Annotated in this window: 20 protein-coding genes and 1 pseudogene; 7 read left to right on the plus strand and 14 right to left on the minus strand. The window is 67.0% G+C overall.

Annotated features, from left to right (window positions below; genetic code table 11):
• Positions 1–7: 7 nt before the first annotated feature.
• From C8C93_RS20100 to dinG, 5 genes are all read right to left on the minus strand, one after another.
• The gene (locus tag C8C93_RS20100; RefSeq protein ID WP_121508058.1) at positions 8–1276 is read right to left on the minus strand and encodes a PHB depolymerase family esterase; all 1269 of its coding nucleotides are present in this window, start codon (positions 1274–1276) and stop codon (positions 8–10) included.
• A gap of 59 nt (positions 1277–1335) precedes the next feature.
• Complete coding sequence (locus C8C93_RS20105) at positions 1336–1761, minus strand: CopG family transcriptional regulator (RefSeq protein ID WP_121508059.1); 426 nt, start codon at positions 1759–1761, stop codon at positions 1336–1338.
• A 300-nt stretch (positions 1762–2061) separates the two neighbouring features.
• Positions 2062–2565: a pyridoxamine 5'-phosphate oxidase family protein gene (locus tag C8C93_RS20110; RefSeq protein ID WP_121421727.1), complete on the minus strand. Its 504-nt coding sequence runs from the start codon at positions 2563–2565 to the stop codon at positions 2062–2064.
• A gap of 246 nt (positions 2566–2811) precedes the next feature.
• Positions 2812–3171, minus strand: a complete 360-nt coding sequence (locus C8C93_RS20115) for a zinc ribbon domain-containing protein YjdM (RefSeq protein ID WP_121422966.1) — start codon at positions 3169–3171, stop codon at positions 2812–2814.
• Between the two features lie 62 nt (positions 3172–3233).
• Positions 3234–5396 (minus strand): ATP-dependent DNA helicase DinG, encoded by a 2163-nt coding sequence (gene dinG / locus C8C93_RS20120; RefSeq protein ID WP_121508060.1) that lies wholly within the window; start codon positions 5394–5396, stop codon positions 3234–3236.
• Between the two features lie 228 nt (positions 5397–5624).
• On the opposite strand from dinG, the gene C8C93_RS20125 reads away from it, so the two are divergent.
• Positions 5625–6995 (plus strand): hypothetical protein, encoded by a 1371-nt coding sequence (locus tag C8C93_RS20125; protein WP_233559523.1) that lies wholly within the window; start codon positions 5625–5627, stop codon positions 6993–6995.
• A 105-nt stretch (positions 6996–7100) separates the two neighbouring features.
• Positions 7101–7400 carry a hypothetical protein gene (locus tag C8C93_RS20130; RefSeq protein ID WP_121508061.1) on the plus strand — a complete coding sequence of 100 codons (300 nt, stop codon included), beginning with the start codon at positions 7101–7103 and terminating at the stop codon, positions 7398–7400.
• A gap of 64 nt (positions 7401–7464) precedes the next feature.
• On the opposite strand, the gene C8C93_RS20135 is transcribed toward C8C93_RS20130, so the two are convergent.
• Positions 7465–8154: an HAD family phosphatase gene (locus tag C8C93_RS20135; protein WP_121508062.1), complete on the minus strand. Its 690-nt coding sequence runs from the start codon at positions 8152–8154 to the stop codon at positions 7465–7467.
• A gap of 49 nt (positions 8155–8203) precedes the next feature.
• On the opposite strand from C8C93_RS20135, the gene C8C93_RS20140 reads away from it, so the two are divergent.
• Positions 8204–9283 (plus strand): ankyrin repeat domain-containing protein, encoded by a 1080-nt coding sequence (locus C8C93_RS20140; RefSeq protein ID WP_121508063.1) that lies wholly within the window; start codon positions 8204–8206, stop codon positions 9281–9283.
• A 15-nt stretch (positions 9284–9298) separates the two neighbouring features.
• Here the strand turns inward: C8C93_RS20140 and C8C93_RS20145 are convergent, their stop codons facing one another.
• The 4 genes and pseudogenes from C8C93_RS20145 to C8C93_RS20160 form a co-directional block, all read right to left on the minus strand.
• Positions 9299–11209: a radical SAM protein gene (locus C8C93_RS20145; protein WP_199727057.1), complete on the minus strand. Its 1911-nt coding sequence runs from the start codon at positions 11207–11209 to the stop codon at positions 9299–9301.
• Between the two features lie 175 nt (positions 11210–11384).
• Positions 11385–12452 (minus strand): sensor domain-containing diguanylate cyclase, encoded by a 1068-nt coding sequence (locus C8C93_RS20150; protein WP_121508065.1) that lies wholly within the window; start codon positions 12450–12452, stop codon positions 11385–11387.
• 57 nt (positions 12453–12509) lie between these two features.
• Positions 12510–13061, minus strand: coding sequence for a gamma carbonic anhydrase family protein (locus C8C93_RS20155; protein WP_121508066.1), 552 nt, complete (start codon positions 13059–13061; stop codon positions 12510–12512).
• 210 nt (positions 13062–13271) lie between these two features.
• Positions 13272–13886 (minus strand): annotated as a pseudogene (locus C8C93_RS20160) (TetR/AcrR family transcriptional regulator); the annotation flags it as partial.
• Positions 13887–14038: 152 nt separating this feature from the next.
• On the opposite strand from C8C93_RS20160, the gene C8C93_RS20165 reads away from it, so the two are divergent.
• Positions 14039–15148 (plus strand): MBL fold metallo-hydrolase, encoded by a 1110-nt coding sequence (locus C8C93_RS20165; protein ID WP_121508068.1) that lies wholly within the window; start codon positions 14039–14041, stop codon positions 15146–15148.
• Position 15149: 1 nt separating this feature from the next.
• On the opposite strand, the gene C8C93_RS20170 is transcribed toward C8C93_RS20165, so the two are convergent.
• Complete coding sequence (locus C8C93_RS20170; protein WP_121508069.1) at positions 15150–16610, minus strand: PLP-dependent aminotransferase family protein; 1461 nt, start codon at positions 16608–16610, stop codon at positions 15150–15152.
• Positions 16611–16718: 108 nt separating this feature from the next.
• Here C8C93_RS20170 and C8C93_RS20175 point away from each other — a divergent pair, with 108 nt between their 5' ends.
• Positions 16719–17198 carry an OsmC family protein gene (locus C8C93_RS20175; RefSeq protein WP_121508070.1) on the plus strand — a complete coding sequence of 160 codons (480 nt, stop codon included), beginning with the start codon at positions 16719–16721 and terminating at the stop codon, positions 17196–17198.
• Position 17199: 1 nt separating this feature from the next.
• Positions 17200–17826 (plus strand): FMN-binding negative transcriptional regulator, encoded by a 627-nt coding sequence (locus C8C93_RS20180; RefSeq protein ID WP_055401201.1) that lies wholly within the window; start codon positions 17200–17202, stop codon positions 17824–17826.
• Between the two features lie 179 nt (positions 17827–18005).
• Here C8C93_RS20180 and C8C93_RS20185 read toward each other — a convergent pair whose 3' ends face one another.
• From C8C93_RS20185 to C8C93_RS20190, 3 genes are all read right to left on the minus strand, one after another.
• Positions 18006–19397 carry a homoserine dehydrogenase gene (locus tag C8C93_RS20185; RefSeq protein WP_121508071.1) on the minus strand — a complete coding sequence of 464 codons (1392 nt, stop codon included), beginning with the start codon at positions 19395–19397 and terminating at the stop codon, positions 18006–18008.
• A gap of 126 nt (positions 19398–19523) precedes the next feature.
• Positions 19524–19670 (minus strand): hypothetical protein, encoded by a 147-nt coding sequence (locus tag C8C93_RS25160; protein ID WP_158603283.1) that lies wholly within the window; start codon positions 19668–19670, stop codon positions 19524–19526.
• Between the two features lie 71 nt (positions 19671–19741).
• Complete coding sequence (locus C8C93_RS20190) at positions 19742–19987, minus strand: ATP-binding protein (RefSeq protein WP_121508072.1); 246 nt, start codon at positions 19985–19987, stop codon at positions 19742–19744.
• A gap of 70 nt (positions 19988–20057) precedes the next feature.
• On the opposite strand from C8C93_RS20190, the gene C8C93_RS20195 reads away from it, so the two are divergent.
• Entirely contained in the window at positions 20058–20360 is a 303-nt protein-coding gene (locus tag C8C93_RS20195; protein WP_121422963.1) for an acylphosphatase, read from the plus strand.
• Positions 20361–20363 lie beyond the last annotated feature (3 nt).

Consider the following 20363-nt stretch of genomic DNA (forward strand, 5'->3'; position numbering starts at 1 on the left):
TGGGGAGTCAATGCCTCGGAGCGCGCGGATGTTCCAGAAAAAACCTCAGCATCTCCTGCGTGGCAGCCACGCCGCGTGGGTCGGTGTGGCTGCCGCCCGCGTGCCCACCAGCCCACGCGTGCCCTGCGCCGTGCAGCACCCATTGTTCTGCCACGACCGTGCTGTGCAGTGTGCTGGCCGACAGGGCGCTACCCGCCACGGTGTACACCTTGCGGGTATAGCTCTGGCCACCACGGGACTGGCCCTGGTGCACCGTCTCCACCGTCGTCTGGCCGCCATCTGGGGCCGCGGCCAGTGCTGACAGCGTTGCCTCGATGAGTTGCTCGCCGTTGTGGGCGTGCACGGTGGTGTCGGCGTCGCCATGGAACACGATCATCGGCGGAGGCGGCAGTGCAGGAGCCTCGGCGGTGGGGTGGGTGGCGGCGCCGGGTTTGGCGCCGTTTTTCATGGCCGACAGCGCGGCCATCACGTTGTGTGCCGCGCCCGCCTGCAGGCCGGAGTGCACGCCTACGGCGGCAAACAGCTCGGGGTATTCGCGGCCCAGCAGTGCGGCCATGGCGCCGCCAGCCGACAGGCCCGCCACGTAGACGCGTTGCGCATCCACCGGGTGGCGCGCCATCACGTCCTGCAGCATGGCGACGAGCAGCGCGGGCTCGCCGCTGCCTCGGTGCTGGTCGCCAGGGCGAAACCAGTTCCAGCAGCCGTTGGGGTTGGCGCTGTGGGGTTGCTCGGGATACAGCACCAGGGCGTTGGCGGGGGCGGCTGCGTCGTTCATGCCTGTGCCGGTGGCAAAGTCCACGGGGTTCTGCGTGCAGCCGTGCAGCATCAGCACCAGCGGCATGGGGGTGCCTGCCGTGGTACCCGGGGGCACGTACAGGTGGTAGTGGTGCGGGTGGTGCCGTGCACTCGGGTGGGTGAAGACCACGCGGGTGAAGCTGCCGGGCGGCTCCGCCTTCGGGTGGTTGCTGGTGGGGCGTGGTGTGGTGGAGGGCTGTGCTTCTGCTGGCGGTGTGGGGGCGCTGCGGTCGATGACCACGGCGTCTTCCACGTCCTGCGCGGTGTTGGCATTGCGCCAGCGTGGGGTCTCTGTGCCTGCAGGTGATGGCGCTTGCAACGACGTGGCCTCAGCGCTGGCAGGTGTCGGTTCGTTGCTGTGGCGCGCCACGGCTGCGCCCAGGGTCTGCTGGATGGCCCGCGTGGCGTCGGCCAGCTGGCCACTGCGCACCAGCTGGGTGGCTTCGCCCATCAGGCGCTTGAGATTGAGGTTCCAGTCCATGGGGACTCCTTGTGTGGGTGGGCGCGCCAGCGGTGCGCTGCGGTCCGGGTCGGTGGTGTTCAATGCATGCGCCCGGCCAGGGCGGTCTTGACGGCCGCACTGGCATGGAACGCGCCCAGTACCGTCACCGAGGCAACCGTGGCCTGCGCCAGGGCGGGCGGCACGTCGTCGTCGATGCTGGCCAGGCCCAGCACGCGGATCTCCAGCGCCTGGCCCGCCGCCAACACGGCCTCCAGATCGGCCCGGCCAAAACGCTGCAGCCCCAGCACAAGCATCTTGCGGGCCACCACCTGGCGCACGGCGTCGTTCTGGGCGGTCAGCTGGTTGCGGATGGCGGTGCGGATGAAGTCGGTGCGGTTGGCGTAAAAGCCTTCGGAGACCAGCAGATCAATGTGGCCCAGGTCCACGAAGCCCAGGTTGATCGTGACCTTCTCGGACTCGGGCACCTTGCCGCGCGACGGGGCGATGGGAACGATATTGTTCATCGGGGAAACTCCATAAAACATCCAATGGGATGGTGTATGGATGGCATGTGGATGCCTTGGCGCGCTGTTTCAAGAGCCGTGGCCCAAAGAAAAAGGAGCCCGTGGGCCCCATGGCGCGGTGGTTTTGCTATGAAATATGTAGCTATTAGCGCTTGATAGAAAAGCGCTGGAGCCCATTTTTTCTTGAATTTCTGTGCAAGACGCTGACGGTGCTCCCGGCATCGCGGCAGGGTGCGGCGTGCCTCCGGCCCCTGCCCCACCTTGGGGAAACAGCCGCCCGGGGGCCTGCCGCTCAGCCTCTCAGTACAAGGTCAGTTCCTTGTGCTCGCCCAGGCTGCGCGGTGGCTCGCCCGTGATGGCGGCCTTGGCCATCTTGAAGAGCTGCACCATCTTGCTTTCATCCACATCCCAGTATTCGGCATGGCGGATGCGCACGGCCAGCAACGCCAGGTTGGGGTCGGACACGCCACCCGGGAACCATGCCTGGGCCATGGGGGACCACAGGGCTTGTTTTTGCGCATGGTCGTCCACAGCGCGGGCCTGGCCCGACAGCGACACGTAGCTGTCATCGTCCGGGTTGGCATACGACACGTTGACTTCGCCATCGGTCAGCAGGCGTTCGTACAGCTCGCCCGACTTGGGGATGAAGAAGTACAGCTCGCCGTGTTCGTCAAACTGGCGGTTTTGCGTGGTGAGCGGGTGCGCGTGCAGCATGCCCGTGGAGGTGCGGTGCGTGAGCATGCCAAACCGAATGTCCTTGATGAGTTTCCACAAGGTTTCGTGGCCGGGGGTGTCGTGGTGCATGAGGGGCTTCCGTGAAATGGAGGGGGTGCTACGACTCTAGGCCGCCGGCGCCATGCGCCGCGTCGTCCCCCTGCCCGCCTGTGCGTGGGCGCTTGTCCGACATCCCGTCCGACCCGCCCAGACAGGATGGGCCAGGACCGGGCGTTACCTATGCCGCCCGTGCGGCTGCACCGGTACCTCCACCTTGCGCAGCACCTGCCGTGCTGTCACGGTAAAGCGTGGTACGCCAGGTGGAGGGAAGGCGCTTCACGCCTTCTTCAAAAACTCCGACTTCAGCAGCATGCTGCCCAGGTCGGTCTTGCAGTCCACGTTGTGGCCATCGGCGCCATCCACCAGGCGGATGCTCTTGATCTTGGTACCCTTCTTGAGCGTGGACGACGAACCCTTGACCTTGAGGTCTTTCACCAGGATCACCGCGTCGCCGTCTGCGAGTGGATTGCCGTTGGCATCGCGCACCACGCCGTCGCCTGCTTCTGCGGCATCGGACTCGGCAGTATCGGCCACCTGCGGCCATTCAAACGCGCAGTCGGGGCACACATAGTTGCTGCCATCGGGGTAGGTGTTCTCCAGGCCGCATTGGGGGCAGGCAGGGGTGGTGTGGGGCATGGTGGGGTCCTCTCTGTCGTTGTTGTAGTGGTTGTGAAATCGGTGCGCAAAGTGTCGCCGCTTCACAGCGGCGCGCGTTGCTCCAGCGCAAACGGTGGCAGCCCTTTGAGCAGCCGCTGGCCGTAGCTGGTGCGCGTCAGGCGCTTGTCGTAGCAGTACACATGCGCCATGTCTTCTTCGGTGCGAATCGCGCGGCCCACCCATTGCGCCAAGCGGATGGCGGTGGCGGGCACCACCAGCTCGCTGAACGGGTCGCGTCCCACGGCGCGCAGCCACTCGGCGCGGGCCTCGCCCACGGGGTCGTCGGGCGGGGCGAAGGGCAGCTTGGTGATGAAGACCGACTCGCACAGCCGCCCCGGCAGGTCCAGCCCTTCGCCGAAGGACTGCATGCCGAAGATGACCGAGGGCTCGCCGTTTTCCACCCGCTCGCGGTGGCGGCGCAGCAGCTGCGTGCGCGGCAGTGCGTTCTGCACCAGCACCACGCTGCGCATGGCGGTGGGCAGCGCGTCCACCGCCTGGCGCATCTGCTCGCGCGAGGTGAACAGCACCAGCGCGCCGTATTCCACGCGGGCAATGTCGTGCAGCAGCGCGTCCACCATCTCGGTGGTGAACTGCGCGGCGTTCTTGGGGTCCGCGCGGGTTTCGGCTGCAATCAGCGTGCCCTGCGCGGCGTAGTTGAAGGGGCTGGGCACCTCAAGCGTGGTGGCCGCCTCGTCGCCATGCAGGCCTGCCTCGCGCAAGAAGAAATCAAAGTGCCCGCAGCTGGTGAGCGTGGCCGAGGTCAGCACCGCACCGCGCACCGCGCTCCACAGGTGGTTGCGCAGCGTGGTGCCAGGCAGGATGGGGCTGGCGTGCGCCTTGACCACGATGAAGTCGCCATCCACCTCCAGCGTGAACCATTTGGCTGCCGGCACCGCGCCTTCGGGCGCATCCTGCAGCAGCAGTTGTGCGGTGGCGTGCAGCTCTTCCAGGCGCGGGGCCAGCATGCCGATTTGTGCATACAGCGTGGACAGGTGCTTGGCCTCGTCGGGCTTGTCGCGCATCTCGGCGCGCAGGGCTTTGCTGATGGCGCGCAGGGCATCGAGGAAGCCTTCGGCACTGGCGGCCAGCAGGCCCAGCGGGGCAATGAGCTGTTCGGGCAATTCGCCCCGTGGCACCCGCACGCGCGCCGGCCCCCAGGCGCTGGGCTGGCTCTTGAGCTGGGCGCCGTACACATCCATCACGATGCGCGCCAGGTCCTGCAGCGTCTGGCGCAACTGGGCCGAATGTTTGGGGATGTCGGCAATCTCTTCGACCTCCAGCAGTGCCCCAATGCGCAGGCCTCGGCTGGCAAGCCGCTCGATCCAGGTGATGCGCGACAGGTCCATGCTGCACGCAAACTGGTCGAGCGCTGTGGCGGGCAGGTGGTGGGCTTCGTCCAGCACCAGGAGGCAGTTGTCCAGCTCGGGCAGCACGCGCGCGCCCAGCGATGACAGCAGCAAATCGTGGTTGGCAACAATCACCTGCGCGCCCACCAGCTCCTTGCGCTTGTCGTAGTAGGTGCACTGGCTGAAGGCCGGGCAGTGTTTGCCGGTGCACGACGCGCCCTCGGCTGCCACGGGGCTCCACACCTCGGGCTCGGGGGGCGTGTCCAGGCTGTCGCGGTCGCCGTCCCAGGCGCCTTTCGACAAGGTTTGCGCCATGGAGCTGTAGAACTGCATGCGCGCCTCGGTTTCGTGCCGGGGGCGCTTGGCGCGGGCGGCGGCTTCCTCTTCGGCAAACAGGTCGTCTTCGCCCTCTTCTTCCGCCTCGCCCGTGCCCGCCAGGCGGTCGAGCTTGAGCTTGCACACATAGCGGCCGCGCCCCTTGGCCAGCGCAAACTTGAAGGGCTGGGGCAGCAGCGCGGCCAGCGCGGGCAGGTCCTTGTTGACCAGCTGCTCTTGCAACGCCACGGTGGCGGTAGAGATCAGCACCCGCGTGCCGCGCGACAGCGCCAGGGCGATGGCGGGTGCGCAGTACGCCAGCGACTTGCCCACGCCCGTGCCCGCCTGGATCACGGCGATGGACCGCGTAGGCGCGTCTTCACCGCTTTCTTCATCCACCTTGCCCAGCGTGGCGCTGCTGAACGTGCGCGCCACCTGCTCGGCCATAAGCCGCTGGCCGGCACGGCTGCGAAAACCCTCGGTGGCTGACACCACCGCATCGAAAGATTCAAGGGCCTGCGCGGCCCACACCTGTTGAGACATACAGTAGTGTCGCATGCCGAAGACAGGTTGACGCTGGGCAGTGCCTTGTGGCGGATGGGCGGGCTGTCCCCCCGCAGCTGCCTTGAAAGAAAATCCCCGCACAGCTACAGGAGAGCAAAGATGCAGGGGGGAAATGCGTGGGGATTTGCGCCGAACTGCGGTCCGCTGCTGCGCTGCAGGCCATGGGCAATGGCAAGCGCAAGCTGTGTTCCGGGTGGGGCGAAAAGTGTGCAACGCATCCTGCTGCGGGTGCTGTGGTTTGCGGTGCTGCTATGCATGGTGGGTGCATCGGGCGCATGGGCACAACAACCCGCATCGTCGGCTGCCCCGGCAGGCAGCCCTGCGCGCCAGCAGTTGCTGGCGCAGGAGCTGGTGCCGCAGCAGCCTGCCCGGTACGCATGGGTGCGTGCGGCAGAGGCCCAGGGGCAAGGGGCCGATGCGCTTTATCTGCGGCTTGCATTGCTCGACGAATGGTTGCTCGCCCTGGAGGGGCGGCCGGCGCAGGCCAGTCGCACCATCGAAGTTGCCATCGCTCACGGGCGCGAGGTCGATGCGGACGATCTGCAGCGCCGGGCGCGTGCGGTCTGGCCCTCCCTCCTCAAAGCCCAGCTGCGGCCGCTATGGGACATGGACGGCCCCGATGTTCCGCTGCCGTCCGAGCTGGATGCCCTGGGCGCGGACAGCATTGCCCAAGAAGGCCCTGGCCTCTGGGTGCACCGGGCCAAAGATGGCCGGCCTCGGGGCCTTTACCTTTGGCTGGGCGTGCGCAATGGGCTGGGCGAGCCCGTGCCTTTGCCGGAGTTTGCGCTGCGCCTGGGCCGCCCCGGCCAGCAGGCGGCTGCGCCGTTGATGCAATGCTATTTGCCCCGCTACAGCACGCAGCAGCTCATCCCGCCGCAAAGCACGCAGCATTACCTGTGCCGCGCGGGCGAGGGTGGCCTTGGGCTGCCGCCGCCCGGCGTGGGGTGGCTGGCGCAGATGGGTGAGTGGTTCAGCCAGGGGGCGTCCCTGCAGACCGAACTGCCCCAGCACGACCAAGCCCTGTCGCGCACGGGCCGGATCCTGGGCCAGGTGGACAACCCGGCGGTGGACGACTTCCTGCGTGGTGCCCGTGAATCCACCGAGAAGCAGCAACAACTGCAAAAAGAACGAGCCCAGGCGGAGGCCGCAGCGGCCGCAGCGACCAAGAAGGCCCGTGAAGCCACGCCAGCGCGCCGCTCTGGCGAGTCGCTACCGCTCTGGCTCAAGCGGGTGGCGTTCTTGGGCGGGGTGGTGGGCGCATTGGTGCTCTATGGCCTGCTCGCGCACCACGTCAGCGTGGCAGTGGCGTCCGGGGTGCTGTGGTTGGGCCTGGCCATTCCGAGCGCGATCTACTTGCGTTCGATCTGGACCATGGGCGGGACCGACGGCTGGGGCAAACTCGTGGCCATCGTCCTGTCGGGTGCAGCCATCGCGGCGCCTTTTGTGGGCACGCTCGCCGCGTACACGGTCTACAAGCTGGTGGTGAGCGCGCGGGCGCGCCGCAAGGCGATCCTCTTTTTGCTCGGCGTGATCGTGGTCATCGTGCTCAATGCGCTGGAGCGGTGGTTGTTCTGGTGACAGCAGGCTCCGCACGCCCGCAGCGGCGCAGGGCCTGGGCCTACAGCGCGGCGCGGCCAGCGGCGCTAGGGTGGAGGGACTCCACGTTGCATACCAAGGCCCCGCATGAAAACGACCCCCACAGCCCCCCGCAAGGAAGAGGAGATCATCCCCTCCGCTCCTGTGCCCGCCCGCACCGAGCGGCGCGTGAACACCACCCAGCCCCAGCCGCACCCCGGCAGCGGACCCGAAGACCTGAGCGGGCCCGAACCCCGCCTGCCCCACGAGCGCGACGAGGCGGTCAACATGACCGACGGCGAACCCGACGCAATGATGGAGCAGGCCTACCGTGATGTGAAACGTGGACTGCAGGACACGGACCGGGGGCCACCGGCCGACAAGGCTTACCAGAAGCAGAAACGGTAATGCTGCTAATTTGATAGCTATATGCGCTTGATGGATAAGCGCTAGAGGCCAATTCTTGTCAGTTTTACGGCATCCGCGCCGCCCTGAACCAGCGCGGCAGGTGGTCATGGGCGTGCACCAGCGATTCGAGCACGCCGTGGCTGCGCTCCACCACCTCGATGCCCGGTGCTCTGAGGTCCGGCACGATCACTACCGCGACCCCTGCGGCTTGCGCTGCGCGTGCGCCGTTCTCGCTGTCTTCAAACGCCAGGCACTGTGCGGGGTCCACGCCCAGGCGCACGGCCGCCAGCTGGTACAGGGCGGGGTCGGGTTTGCCGCGCGGTACCTCGTTGCCGCCAGCCCAGGCGTGAAAGTGCTGCAGCACGCCCACCCTGTCCAGGCGGTGCTCGATCTCGTCGCGCCGCGACGATGAGGCCACCGCGCAGGGCACGCCTGCTTGCCGCAAGGCGTGCAGCAGCGATGCGGCGCCGGGTTTGAGGGGAAACAGGGGCTCTGGCCCCGCGTCCCACAGGCGCGCAGCCACATCGGACTGCACCTGTTCGAACATCTGCGGACCACCCAGCAAAGCCGTGAGCATGGTGTCGGAGTCGGTGGACGCGCGCCCCACCACCTGCAGGTAGTCGGCCTCTGCCAGTGCAATGCCCCGCGCCCGTGCGGCGTCAAGCCAGGCGCGCAGGGTCACGCGCTCGGAGTCGACCAGCAGTCCGTCCATGTCGAAGATGGCGGCGGTGAAGGGCGGGCGAGGAGTCTGCATCGAAATATGATGCCTGCAAAAACCACTGCTTCAGTCCATCCGAGGGAACATGGAAACCACGACGCGATTCACGCTGGTCTGCAAGAACGATACCGATGCCGACACACTGCATGCGGTTTTCAGCACTCCCGGTGGTGCCGGGCTTGAAGCGGCGGTCAGGGCCTTCTTCGCGGCCCGCAAGCTCACCATCCACCCCACGGACCACCTGGGCTTTGACCGCTATAAGCGTTCGGGCCTGGTGATCCACGCGGCATTCACCTCGGGCTCTGCCGATGTTGGTGATTTCATCAAGCCCTTGTCCAAGGTCTGCCATGCGCTGCATGCCGAACTGGTCGATGATGAGGTCGCCCGCAAGCTTGAATATGGCTTCATCGACGGCAAGAAAAAGCCGCCCGTAGATGTCGTGGCCTTGATGAAGACCCTGGCCCCGACCGCTCAGCTCGGCCGGGTGGGGAAAATCATCGAGGCCGCCGAGCGCGAGCAGAACGACCCGACCTATGCCTTCATCCGCGCCATCGGGTTCTCCAAGAACCAGGCCACCGTGCAGGCCCTGCTGGAGAAGGGGGCCGACCCCAACAGCACATTCTCTTCCGGCTACTCCTGCCTGAACAAGGCCATCACCGACAAGCGCGTGAAGGTCGTGCAGCTCATGCTGGAGCATGGCGCCGACCCCAACCTGCCGCACAAGGGCTATCCGAACCTGTACGAGGCCTGTCGGTTCTCTGCACCCAAGATCGTGGACCTGCTGCAGCAGCACGGTGCCGACCCCGATGGGCGCGCTCAGGGCGCATCGGAAACCAGCTACCCCATCGAGATCGCCATCTACTACCACCAAGCCAAGATCGTGCAGTCGCTGCTGGACAAGGGCGCCACAACCCGCGGCCTGCCCAAGCTGGCCAATTTGCTGGAGCTCACGGCCCGCTCGTTCGACGCCATGTACGAGAACCTGGACGGCAAGCTCGCTATCCTGAAACTGCTGGTGCGCGATCCGGCGTGGAAGGCCGAACTCGTGCAACGCCGTGACCGGCTGACCGGAATGCTCCAGCAGTCGTTCGCTGCCTACAAGTACCAGACGCCCAAGGACCGCAAGGACTTCGACGACATCCTGGATTTCATGGCGGCTGCTTGAAGAAATACTGCGGGCTCAGCCGCGCTGCTGCAGCGCCCGCTCGATCCGGTCACGCCGCACCGTCGTCTTGGGCACCTTGAACGGGAACCACGTGCGTACGTCCTCTTCGAGCCCGATGCCGTGCATGTAGTTGTAGATGGCCTTCTTGAGCGCGCCACCCAGCGCGTCGTGGTCCACGCCGGTGGGGTCGATGAAGGCCACGTCGTTCTTGGCAAAGTCACCGGGGGGCAGCGGCGCCAGCGTCACGCCGTATTCCTCGGGGTTTTTGCCGACGGGCGAGTGCACGGTGCAGGCAAAGCGGTGGAAGAACCCGCTCTGAATGCAGCCGTTGGCGAACAACTGGCGCACGTACTCCAGCGCGTCCACCGTGTCCTGCACGGTCTGGGTCGGAAAGCCGTACATCAGGTACGCATGCACCAGGATGCCCGCGTCGGTGAAGGCCCGCGTCACGCGCGCCACTTGGTCGACCGATACGCCTTTTTTCATGAGCTCCAGCAGCCTGTCCGATGCAACCTCCAGCCCGCCCGAGATCGCGATGCAGCCGCTGTCGGCCAGCAGCTCGGCCAGGTCGGGCGTGAAGGTTTTCTCGAACCGCACATTGCCCCACCAGCTGATGCCTGCGTTGCGCGCGATCAGCTCGGTGGCCAGTGCCTTGAGCGCCTTGGGCGGTGCGGCTTCGTCCACGAAATGAAAGCCGGTCTGCCCCGTCTCGCGCACGATCTGCTCGATGCGGTCGGCCAGCACGGCGGCGCTGGCGCCTTCGTAGCGGCTGATGTAGTCCAGGCTCACATCGCAAAAGCTGCACTTCTTCCAGTAGCAGCCGTGCGCCACGGTGAGCTTGTTCCAGCGCCCATCGCTCCACAGGCGGTGCATGGGGTTGAGCATGTCCAGGAGCGACAGATATCGGTCCAGCGGCAGGCCGTCCCACGTGGGTGTGCCCACCTCGGCAAAGGCGATGTCGGCTTCCATCATGTTGATGTACTGCACCGCGCCATCGTCACCGCGCACGAAGGTGCGCACCAAGCGCTGGCGGCCGCGCTCGCCGCGCAGGTGCTCCAGCAGCGCCAGCAGCGGGCGCTCGCCCGCGTCCAGCGTCACGTAATCAAAGAAGTCGAACACACGCGGGTCGGCCAGTTCGCGCAGCTCGGTGTTCACAAAGCCGCCGCCCAGCACGGTGGCGATGTGTGGGTAGCGCGCCTTGAAGGCCTGGGCGATGCGGAACGCCGCATACACGGACCCCGGGAACGGCACGGACAGCAGCACCACGGTGGGCTGGTGCTTGGCAATCGCTTCGTGCGTGAGCTGCTCCAGCAGCGCGTCCACCAGCGTGGGCGGCGCAGCGAGTGCTTGGGCCAGCGGGTCAAACGTGGGCTGGCTGCCCGCCAGCGATTCGGCATAGCGCACAAACTCAAAGCGCTCGTCCACCGCGTCGCGCAGCACATCGGCCAGGTCGTTCAGGTACAGCGTGGCCAGGTGCTTGGCCTTGTCGTGCAGGCCCAGGGCGCCAAAGGCCCAGCCCAGCGGGTCGCCGCCTTCGTCATCCACATACACATCCAGTGTGGCAAAGCGCGGGCCCTCGGGCAGGTAGTTCCGTCCCACGATGCGGTGCGCCAGCGTGCTGTCGCGGCCTTGCAAGAAGGCAATGGCGGGGCCGATAGTGGCGAGGTAGCGGTCCTTTTGCGCCGCAAAACTTTGCACGGCGGGGCTCTGCTTTTTGGCGGGAAGCGCATCCACCTGGGTGGCCACCGCGCGCAGCCCTTCGGGCGAGAGCAGGCGCAGCACCAGCGCCAATGCCAGGTCTTCCTGGAACGCCGTCACCCCCCGCGAGCGCAGAAAGCCCGTGAGGTAGGCGGTGGAGGGGTAGGGCGTGTTCAGCTGCGTCATCGGGGGGATGACGGAGAGGACGCGGCACGGGGAAGTAGCCATGGAGTGCGGGTATCGGGGATGCCTTGATTATCCCGGCACGGGCCGGGCACTGCTGCCATGGGGCCACTGCGCGCCTCCGGTGCGTGGGGGGCGCCGTCAGAGGGCAATACGGAATCAGCCAGTGCTGTGCCGTATTGCAGCTCTCCCGATCCAGGGCCCGCCGTGTTGCGCAGGGTTATTCAGCGTTGCCCGTGTGCTGAGTCACGTTGCCTCCCGCCCGGGCCAGCGCCTCCTGCGCATTGCGGCGCGCCTGCTTTACCTGGTACATGGTTCGGTCAGCCGCTCGCAACGCCTCTTCCACGCCCAGGTTCTGATCCGGCGTGATGGTGGTTACGCCGACGCTGGCCCCGGCATAGTCCAGCGAGGCGCCCTGGAGCTCGAATCGCCCCTGCGTGGCCTGAACAATGCGCTGGCCCAGCACCTCCTGCGCCGTGTGCGCCGAATCGCCCGCGTGCAGGCCCAGGCTGATGACCACAAATTCATCGCCGCCCAGCCGCGCCGCCATGTCCTCCGCGCGCAGTGTGCTTTGGAGCCTCTGCGCAATCGCAACGAGAAACTGGTCACCCACATCATGGCCGTGGGTGTCATTGATGGCCTTGAAGCCATCCAGATCGACGAACGCAATGTGCACACCCCTCTGTTGGCGCCGGCCCTGTGCCAGCAGGCGCTCCAGCGCATCCACCAGGGCGCGGCGGTTGGGCAAGCCGGTGAGCTGGTCGGTGGAGGCTGCGGCGGCCAGTTGGGAATTGGCGTGCACCAGCTCCTGAATGAGCTTTTCACGTTCCACCTGCTGGCCGATCAGGAAGGCGAACAGCGTGAGGATGCGGTCGGTTTCGGGCGTGCGGGCACGGGCATGCTTGCTGGCCGCACACAGGGTGCCGTACAGCGCGCCGTTGCTCATGCGCACGGACTTGCTCACATAGGTGTGGATGCCTAGGTCCCGCGCGGCTCCCGAGTCGCCCCAGCAGCCCGGCACGTCATCGGTGAAGGTGCGGCCCTCTTCCAGCGCGCGTTTGCACAGCGTGTCGTTCCACGGAACAGCCAGGCCTTCAGGGATCTGCAAATCGCCCACATTGCGCGCATAAAGCACATGCTGCACCCCTTGTGCCTGGTCGACGGACGTCAGGTAGGTGGACTCAAGGCCCGTCACGGCCTCCAGCATCTCCAGCAGCGGCCGCGTCAGTTCCTCCACGGACTGGGCGGTGGTGACGGACTCGGAAAGTTGGGCGAGGAGTTCGGCCATATGTTTCCAATTATCTGCCGGGGCCACGGCATGGGGCCATGGCGTAAACCTGCATTTTCAGGTCTTGGACTCTGCCTGTGGAGCGTTCAGATAGTTGTTCTTCACCCGCACATAGTGCTCGGCGGAGTACTTGAGGTACGTGATCTCGGCCTCGGTCAGCGCGCGTTGGCGCACCGCCGGGCGGCCCATGTAGAGATAGCCGCTCTCCAGCACTTTGCCGGGCGAGACCAAGCTGCCCGCACCCAGCATCACGCTGTCTCCGATGACCGCGTCGTCCATCACGATGGAGCCCATGCCGATGAGGCATTCGTTGCCGATGCGGCAGCCGTGCAGGATCACCGAATGGCCCACCGTGACGTAGTCGCCGATGACCAGCGGCGAGCCTTCGGGCTTGCTGGCGTTGCGGTGCGACACATGGCCCATGGTCAGGTCCTGCACGTTGCTGCACACGCCCACGGTGATGCGGTTCACATCGCCGCGCAGCACGGCGTTGCACCACACCGAGCTGTCGCGGCCCAGCGTGACGTCGCCGATGACCTGGGCAGAGTCGTGTATGAAAACGCCGGTGTCCAGGACCGGGGCGGTGTCGAGGTAGGGAGCGAGGGGCATCTTGGTGTCAGGCTGCGTGGAAAGAACGGGTGAGCGTAGTGCAAATCGCTCCTCACGCCGGTTTGCTGACCAGGGTGGTGGCGTTGGTCAGCGCGCTGGGGCGCGGCGAGGGGCAGCTTTCGCAGAGGTTGCAACAGGGACTGCCGCTGCCTTGCCCGTGCTTCCAACCCGGGCTTTTTTTGCGGGGGCCTTGGCCTTCTGGGTGGGCGCGGCGTAGAACCCCAGGAACATGTCCACCGCATCCCCTACCACTTGCGCTTGCTGTGCGGCGCTCAAGGGCGGCTGGCCCATGGCCAGCTGGGGCCAGAACGCAAATGCCTTGACCATGCCCTGCAGTTGCTGCGCGGCGTAGGGCACATCCATGGTGGCGCGCAGGCGGCCATCCTGCTGGGCCGCGCGCAGCCAGCACGGCAGGCCCTCTTCCTTGGCCGAGAGCTTGGCGGTGATGCCGCGCGCGCGCTCGGGGGTGTGCATCATGTCGGCCATGGCCACGCGGCTCAGGTCGATGAAGCTCGCGTCGTTGAGCAGGCGCATCTTTTGTGCCAGCAGCTCCAGCAGCTGGTCGCGCAGCGGGCGCGTGGGGGTGTAGGCCAGTTCGTCGGGTGACTGGCTGCGCTCCCACATCAGCAGCAGGATGGCTTCGAACAGTTCTTCCTTGCTTGGGAAGTGGTTGTACACCGTGCGTTTGGACACATCCGCCGCTGCGGCCACGCGGTCCATGCTGGTGCCGTTGAAGCCGTGTTCGCGGAACTCGCCGATGGCGGCCTGCACGATGGCATCGCGCTTGCGGTCGGTCAGGCGAGGGGTGGGCTGGGAGGCAGTCATGCGCAAATTTTACACCGGGTAGTTTACTTTTCTAAAAAGTGAACTACACTGTGCAGTGTAATTTCTATGTCGCAGATCCGGTGTCACTCTCCATCGCCCGCCGCCGCCGTCTGCTCCCGGCACTTTGTGTCGCCTTCGTTGTACTGATCGCCATGGCCTACAGCCTCTTTTCCCGCGCCGCCCAGCCGGTGGCCGCCTATGAACAGTCGCCGCAGTTCGCGGGTGGCAAGTTTCGCAACGTGGCACCCCGCCATGCGCTGGGCGCCCTCAAGACGCTGCAGGTGATGTGGCGCTTTGCCACCGGCAAGCCCGACGACTCGGTGCCGCGCCAGCCCGTGCCGGTGTACGCGGTGATGCGGTCAGACCTGCTGGCCGCGCCCGACCTGAGCCTGTGGCGCCTGGGGCACTCCACCCTGCTCTTCAAGATCAACGGCCAGTTCTGGCTGACCGACCCGGTGTTTTCCGAGCGCGCCTCGCCGTTCCAGTTCCTGGGCCCCAAGCGTTTTCATGCGCCGCCCATCACGATTGACGAGCTGCCGCCCATTACCGGCGTGATCCTGTCGCACGACCACTACGACCACCTGGACTACGCAGCCATCCAGAAGCTTGCGCCCAAGGTGGAGCACTTCATCACGCCGCTGGGCGTGGGCGACCGGCTCATCGGCTGGGGCGTGCCGACGGCCAAGGTGCAGCAGTTGGACTGGTGGCAGGGCACCACCATCGGCGGGCTGCAGCTGGTGGCCGCGCCGGCACAGCATTTCTCGGGTCGGGGTTTGCAAGACGGCAACAGCACCCTGTGGGCGTCATGGGTGCTGATGGCAGGGCACGGCGACGAGCAAACGCGCATCTTCTTCAGTGGCGACACGGGCTACTTCGACGGCTTCAAGGCCATTGGCGAGCGGTTTGGCCCGTTCGATCTGACGCTGATCGAAACCGGCGCCTACAACGCCGACTGGCCCGACATCCACATGCACCCTGAGGAGAGCCTGCAAGCCCATCTGGACGTGAAGGGGCGCCATCTGTTCCCCATCCACAACGGCACGTTCGACCTGTCGCTGCACCCCTGGGTGGAGCCGTTCGAGCGCATCACCGCGCTCGCAGCGGCAAAGCAGGTGCCGCTGGTGGCGCCCATCATGGGCGAGCGGCTGGACATCCGCGCGCCCGCGCTGTCCACGCACTGGTGGCGCAAAGTAGTGCCGCAGGCCGAGGCCACGGCAGTGGACCGCAGCGTGGCCCTGGCCCCGCAGCCCGGCGCGTGGTGATTTACCGCATGCGCGCCAGCCCGCCCACCACGCGCGCGGCGGCCACGATCTCGGCTTCGCTATAGCCTGCATACCCCAACAGCCAGCCACGCCGCGTGGACTGCATCGCATAGCGCGATAGTGGCGCCAGCATCACCCCGGCGGTGAGCGCCTTGCGGCTCAGGGTCTCGTCGTCACTGCCTGGGGCGGCTTCGTACAGCAGGTGCATGCCCCGGTCGCTGGGCGCCAGCTGAAGGGCCCCACCGCTCGTATCGGCCAGCGCGTCAACCAGCACCCGCTGGCGCGCCTGGTACAGCTCGCGCATCTGCCGCAGATGGCGCAGCAGGTGGCCTTCTGCAATGAAGCGCGCCAGCACCGCCTGGGTGTCGCCCGGCGCGTGCCGGTCGGTGATGGCGCGGGCCATGGCAAAGGCCTCCACCAGTGCGGGCGGCACCACCACAAAACCCAGGCGCAGGCCGGGGTGTAGTGTCTTGCTGAAGGTGCCTACATACAGCACGCGCTCCGAGCCCGGCAGGCTGCACAGGGCGGGTACGCGCTGGGCAGCGCCGCCGTACTGAAACTCGCCGTCGTAGTCGTCTTCCACCACCCAGGCGTCGTGCGTGCGCGCCCATTGCAGCAGCGCCTGCCGCCGCGCCAGGCCCATGCACACGCCGGTGGGGAACTGGTGCGTGGGCGTGACCACGGCCATGCGCGCGCTGGGCCACTGGGCCGCGCCCTCGTCGATGCGCAGGCCCTGCGCATCCAGCGCTACAGGCCGCGCCAGCACACCGTGGCCCAGCAGGCTGGCGCGGATGCCCGGGTAGCCGGGGTCTTCCACCAGCACCTCGTCGCCCACGTCCAGCAGCAGCCGCGCGATCAGGTCGATGCCCTGCTGTGAGCCCGAGCACACCACCACCTGCGCCGCATCGCAGCGGATGCCGCGCGACGCCCACAGCCACAGGGCCACGGCCTGGCGCAGGTCGGGGTCGCCGGCAGGGTCTAGGTACTGCGCGCGGGCGCTGCGCTGACGGGGGCTGGCCTGGCGTGCCAGGCGGTCCCACAGGGCAAACGGAAACGTGTCCACTTCGGGCGCGCCGATGCGGAACGCGCGTGCCGCCACATGCGGCGGCCGCCAGCGGGCAGCCGTTTCGGCAATGAGCTGCCCGCGCCGCGAGAGCCCACGCGGCGGCGCCACCAGCCCTTGCGGAGGCGGTGCGCCTGCGGCCTGCGAGACATAGGTGCCGTCGCCCACACGCGCCTCCACATATCCTTCGGCCTGCAGGCGCTGCACGGCCCACAGCACGGTGTTGCGTGACACGCCCAGGCTGGCTGCGTGCTCGCGCGACGGCGGCAGGCGCGTGCCCGCCGGCAGGCGGCCCTGTTCGATGGCGCTGCGCAGCTGCTCGTACACCTGCTGGCGCAACTGGCCCAGGCGCCCGTCCCGGGGGGCTGTGGTCTTGGGATTGGCTCCGGCAACTGGCATGAATTGGCCCCTTGGTTGTGGTGATGCAACCATAAACTGAAGAGCCATTTTAGAAATCCCGGGCTTGTGTTTCCTCCAAGGCCCGGCCACCGCAAGAAAGACCTATCCATGGCCGAGCACACCGCCACTATCACCTGGTCCCGTGGCAACGATGACTTTCTGGACAAGCGCTACCACCGCACCCACACCTGGCAGTTCGATGGCGGCGCCACCGTGGCCGCGTCGTCGTCACCCCATGTCGTGCCGCTGCCGTATTCCGACGCGGCAGCGGTGGACCCGGAAGAAGCCTACGTCGCGGCCCTGTCGAGCTGCCACATGCTGTGGTTCATGGACTTCGCCAGCCGCGCGGGCTATCGGCTCAACCACTATGCCGACGCCGCCGTGGGCACCATGGCCAAGAACGCGCAGGGGCAGCTTGTCGTCACCCACGTGCAGTTGCGCCCCGTCACGCGCTTTGATGGGGCCCACGCGCCCAGTGCCGCACAACTGGACGATCTGCACCACCGCGCCCACACATCGTGCTTTCTGGCCAACTCGGTCAAGACGCAGATCGACTGCGCGCCCGTGCTCGAAGTGGATGGAGCCTGACATGACCATTGCCAACCGCCAGTTTCAAGTCACCGACCCGGCCGCGCAGCAGGGACTGGTGCAGGCCCAGCCCCTGGCCACCCTGGTCGTGTCGCACGAGGGCACGCTGCACGTGAACCATGTGCCTTTGTATCTGGACCCCTCGCGCGGACCGCACGGCACGCTGGTGGGCCATGTGGGGCGCGGCAACGGCGTGTGGCCGCTGCTGCCGCAGCAGGCCGTGGCCGTGTTCCACGGCCCCCAGGCCTATGTGTCGCCCTCGTGGTATCCGTCCAAGGCCATCGACGGCAAGCAGGTGCCCACCTGGAACTACGCCACCGTGCACGCCCACGGCACGCTCAGCGCGGTGGACGATCCAGTGCAGTTGCGCGCCATCCTGCACATTCTGAGCGAGCGGCACGAGGCGCACCGCCCCGACCCTTGGCGCATTGACGATGCCCCGCCCGACTACATCCACAAGCTGCTGGGCGCCATCGTGGGCATCGAGCTGGCGGTGGAGCGTTGGGAAGGCGTCTGGAAGGTGAGCCAGAACCGCACCGACACCGACCGCGCGGGCGTGGTGCAGGGCCTGATGGCAGAGGGCACATCTGCAGCACAAGACATGGCCGCGCTGGTGCTGGCGGCTTGATGCCTTGAGTACACGCCAGTATCAAAATTGATAGCTTGTGGCGCTTGATAGATAAGCGCTAGAGCCTGTTTTGACCATATTTTTTAGGTGGCTGAAATCGTTCATCACCGTGCGGGCTGAGCCTGGCGAAGCCGTGCGCGGCGCTTCGGCAGCCTCAGTGTGAACGGGTTATGGACGAATCATCCCTCCAGCAGCTCCACCCGCAGCGCCACCACTGGCCCGGCCACCGCAGGGTGGGCGGCCAGTGCGTGCACGGCCAGGTCTACCGTGGCTTGGGCAACGGCATCGGTCAGCACCAGCACTTGGGGCTCGCTGCCCGTGGGCAGCGCTTTGTCGCAGGCCAGCTCCACACGCTGCACGGGCACGTGCTGCGCCGCCAGCCAGGCACCCACGGCTTCGATCTGCTGGGCGCTGTGCACAGGCACGCGCAGGTAGTGGCGGGTGTGCACGGCTGCGCGGGGCAGCACGGCCAGTTGCTCGTCCACGGCCTCGGGATGAAACCCCAGGTGCGGCACGCGCTGCTGTGCACGGGTGCCGTCCTGGCGCGCCACGTCCACCAGGTCTGCAATCACGGCCGATGCGGTTTGCTCGGACCCCGCACCCGCGCCGTAGAACATCGTCACGCCCGCCGCATCGCCCTTGACCATCACCGCGTTCATCGAGCCATTCACCTGCGCCAGCAAATGCGCGGCAGGCACCAGCGCTGGTTGCACGCGCAGCTCCACGCCGTCCGCATCGCTCTCTTTGCGCCGCTTGGCCACGCCCAGCAGCTTGATGCGAAAGCCCAGTTGCTCGGCGCAGGCCACGTCCAGCCCCTGCAGGCGGGTGATGCCCTCCACCTGCGCATCGGCAAAGCGCACCGGCATGCCGAACGCATTGGCCGCCAGCAGCGAGATCTTGTGCGCAGCGTCGACGCCCTCGATGTCAAACGTCGGATCGGCCTCGGCATAGCCCAGCGCCTGGGCCTGCGCCAGCGCTTCGGCAAAGCCCACACCCTCATCGCGCATCTTGCTCAGGATGAAGTTGGTGGTGCCGTTGATGATGCCCGCCACCCATTCGATGCGGTTGGCCGTCAGGCCCTCGCGCAGCGCCTTCACGATGGGGATGCTCACCGCCACCGCGCCTTCATAGGCCACGGCCACGCCGTGCTGGCGGGCGGCGGCAAAGATCTCGTTGCCGTGCGTGGCCAGCAGCGCCTTGTTGGCCGTGACCACATGCTTGCCCGCGCGGATGGCGGCCAACACCCAGTCGCGCGCAGGGCCGGTGCCGCCAGCGGCTTCCACCAGCACATCCACATCGGGGTGTGTGGCCACCTGCATGGGGTCGTTGGTCAGGGCCACATCTTTGCCCACCACGCTCATGGCGCGGGCGAGGCTGCGGGCGCAGACCACCACCAGCTTGATGTCCCGCCCTGCGCGGCCTGCGATGAGCGCCTGGTTGCGTGCCAGCACGCGAAAGGTGCCCGCGCCCACGGTGCCAATGCCGATCATGCCCACACGCAGGGGGCGCATGGCCGCAGTGGGCGACTGCAACGACGGGGCTTCGAGGGACTGGACGGGATCTCGGTACATGGACTTCTCCGGCTAACGAACGAACAAACAAAAAAACCCAGCTGCCAGAGCTGGGTTTCGTGCATTCGTCTTGGGGGAGAAGAGAGCGATCACCAGGTGGCTGCCGAAACGGCCACCTGCGCGTGCTCAGGTGGCCGCGGTGGTAATGGTGGTAATCATTCGTGCATCCAGTGCCCGCTGTTCACCATTGGCCCGCGTGAGTGCGGGCGGCATCATGCCCATGCCTTGGAAGGCAGCGGCGCGTGCGGTGAAGGGGATGGAGGTGTACGACATGAAGGGCGCAGTGTACCGGATGCGTGCCGGGGCCCGTCAACCCGTTTCTGTGGGCCTGTGGCGCGAAGGACTCACCGACCTTCGGTGGCTGCCACGCGCACCATGCGGATCGCATCGAACGGGCAGCGCACCGCACACAGCGCGCACCCGGTGCAGCCCGGCGCATCGTGCAGGGTGGAACACTTGGGACCCCAGGGCCCCGTGCCTTGCACCTGCAGCGACAGCACATGCGGCGGGCACACCGCAATGCACCAGCCGCAGCCGGTGCAGCGCTGGGGGTCGATGGTGGGCAGTGCCTTGGGGGTGGTCGTGGTCATGGGGTGCGGTGGTGCTGGCAGTGTGCCCCTGGAGCGGGCTCCCCACAAGGAGCGCGCTACAGTGCCCCCCATGAACGCAGAACCCCACTCCACCATCACCCGCCATCTGTTGATCACCGGCCATGTGCAGGGCGTGGGCTACCGCTGGTCCATGGTGCAGGCCGCCGAACGCCTGGGCGTAAAGGGCTGGGTGCGCAACCGCCAGGATGGCCGCGTGGAGGCCTGCGCATGGGGCACCGAGCAGGCCGTGCTGGCCCTCATCGACTGGGCGCATCAGGGGCCTGTGCATGCGCGGGTGGAACGTGTGGTGGTGGGCAATGTGCCCGATGGTGGCGAGGCCCCGCAGGGGTTTGTGCAGCGAGAGACGCTGTAGCTG

The organism is Acidovorax sp. 93, from assembly GCF_003633835.1.
GTDB lineage: Bacteria > Pseudomonadota > Gammaproteobacteria > Burkholderiales > Burkholderiaceae_C > Acidovorax > Acidovorax facilis.

What these genes read in the sequence shown, in the direction of transcription:
- C8C93_RS20155 (WP_121508066.1), bottom strand. Translation starts at nt 13,061, where the DNA reads ATGCCCCTCGCTCCCTACCTCGACACCGCCCCGGTCCTGGACACCGGC.
- C8C93_RS20130 (WP_121508061.1), top strand. Translation starts at nt 7,101, where the DNA reads ATGAAAACGACCCCCACAGCCCCCCGCAAGGAAGAGGAGATCATCCCC.
- C8C93_RS20165 (WP_121508068.1), top strand. Translation starts at nt 14,039, where the DNA reads ATGGCCTACAGCCTCTTTTCCCGCGCCGCCCAGCCGGTGGCCGCCTAT.
- C8C93_RS20135 (WP_121508062.1), bottom strand. Translation starts at nt 8,154, where the DNA reads ATGCAGACTCCTCGCCCGCCCTTCACCGCCGCCATCTTCGACATGGAC.
- dinG (WP_121508060.1), bottom strand. Translation starts at nt 5,396, where the DNA reads ATGTCTCAACAGGTGTGGGCCGCGCAGGCCCTTGAATCTTTCGATGCG.
- C8C93_RS20190 (WP_121508072.1), bottom strand. Translation starts at nt 19,987, where the DNA reads ATGACCACGACCACCCCCAAGGCACTGCCCACCATCGACCCCCAGCGC.
- C8C93_RS20150 (WP_121508065.1), bottom strand. Translation starts at nt 12,452, where the DNA reads ATGGCCGAACTCCTCGCCCAACTTTCCGAGTCCGTCACCACCGCCCAG.
- C8C93_RS20170 (WP_121508069.1), bottom strand. Translation starts at nt 16,610, where the DNA reads ATGCCAGTTGCCGGAGCCAATCCCAAGACCACAGCCCCCCGGGACGGG.
- C8C93_RS20195 (WP_121422963.1), top strand. Translation starts at nt 20,058, where the DNA reads ATGAACGCAGAACCCCACTCCACCATCACCCGCCATCTGTTGATCACC.
- C8C93_RS25160 (WP_158603283.1), bottom strand. Translation starts at nt 19,670, where the DNA reads ATGTCGTACACCTCCATCCCCTTCACCGCACGCGCCGCTGCCTTCCAA.
- C8C93_RS20100 (WP_121508058.1), bottom strand. Translation starts at nt 1,276, where the DNA reads ATGGACTGGAACCTCAATCTCAAGCGCCTGATGGGCGAAGCCACCCAG.
- C8C93_RS20145 (WP_199727057.1), bottom strand. Translation starts at nt 11,209, where the DNA reads ATGGCTACTTCCCCGTGCCGCGTCCTCTCCGTCATCCCCCCGATGACG.
- C8C93_RS20180 (WP_055401201.1), top strand. Translation starts at nt 17,200, where the DNA reads ATGACCATTGCCAACCGCCAGTTTCAAGTCACCGACCCGGCCGCGCAG.
- C8C93_RS20110 (WP_121421727.1), bottom strand. Translation starts at nt 2,565, where the DNA reads ATGCACCACGACACCCCCGGCCACGAAACCTTGTGGAAACTCATCAAG.
- C8C93_RS20175 (WP_121508070.1), top strand. Translation starts at nt 16,719, where the DNA reads ATGGCCGAGCACACCGCCACTATCACCTGGTCCCGTGGCAACGATGAC.
- C8C93_RS20115 (WP_121422966.1), bottom strand. Translation starts at nt 3,171, where the DNA reads ATGCCCCACACCACCCCTGCCTGCCCCCAATGCGGCCTGGAGAACACC.
- C8C93_RS20185 (WP_121508071.1), bottom strand. Translation starts at nt 19,397, where the DNA reads ATGTACCGAGATCCCGTCCAGTCCCTCGAAGCCCCGTCGTTGCAGTCG.
- C8C93_RS20140 (WP_121508063.1), top strand. Translation starts at nt 8,204, where the DNA reads ATGGAAACCACGACGCGATTCACGCTGGTCTGCAAGAACGATACCGAT.
- C8C93_RS20105 (WP_121508059.1), bottom strand. Translation starts at nt 1,761, where the DNA reads ATGAACAATATCGTTCCCATCGCCCCGTCGCGCGGCAAGGTGCCCGAG.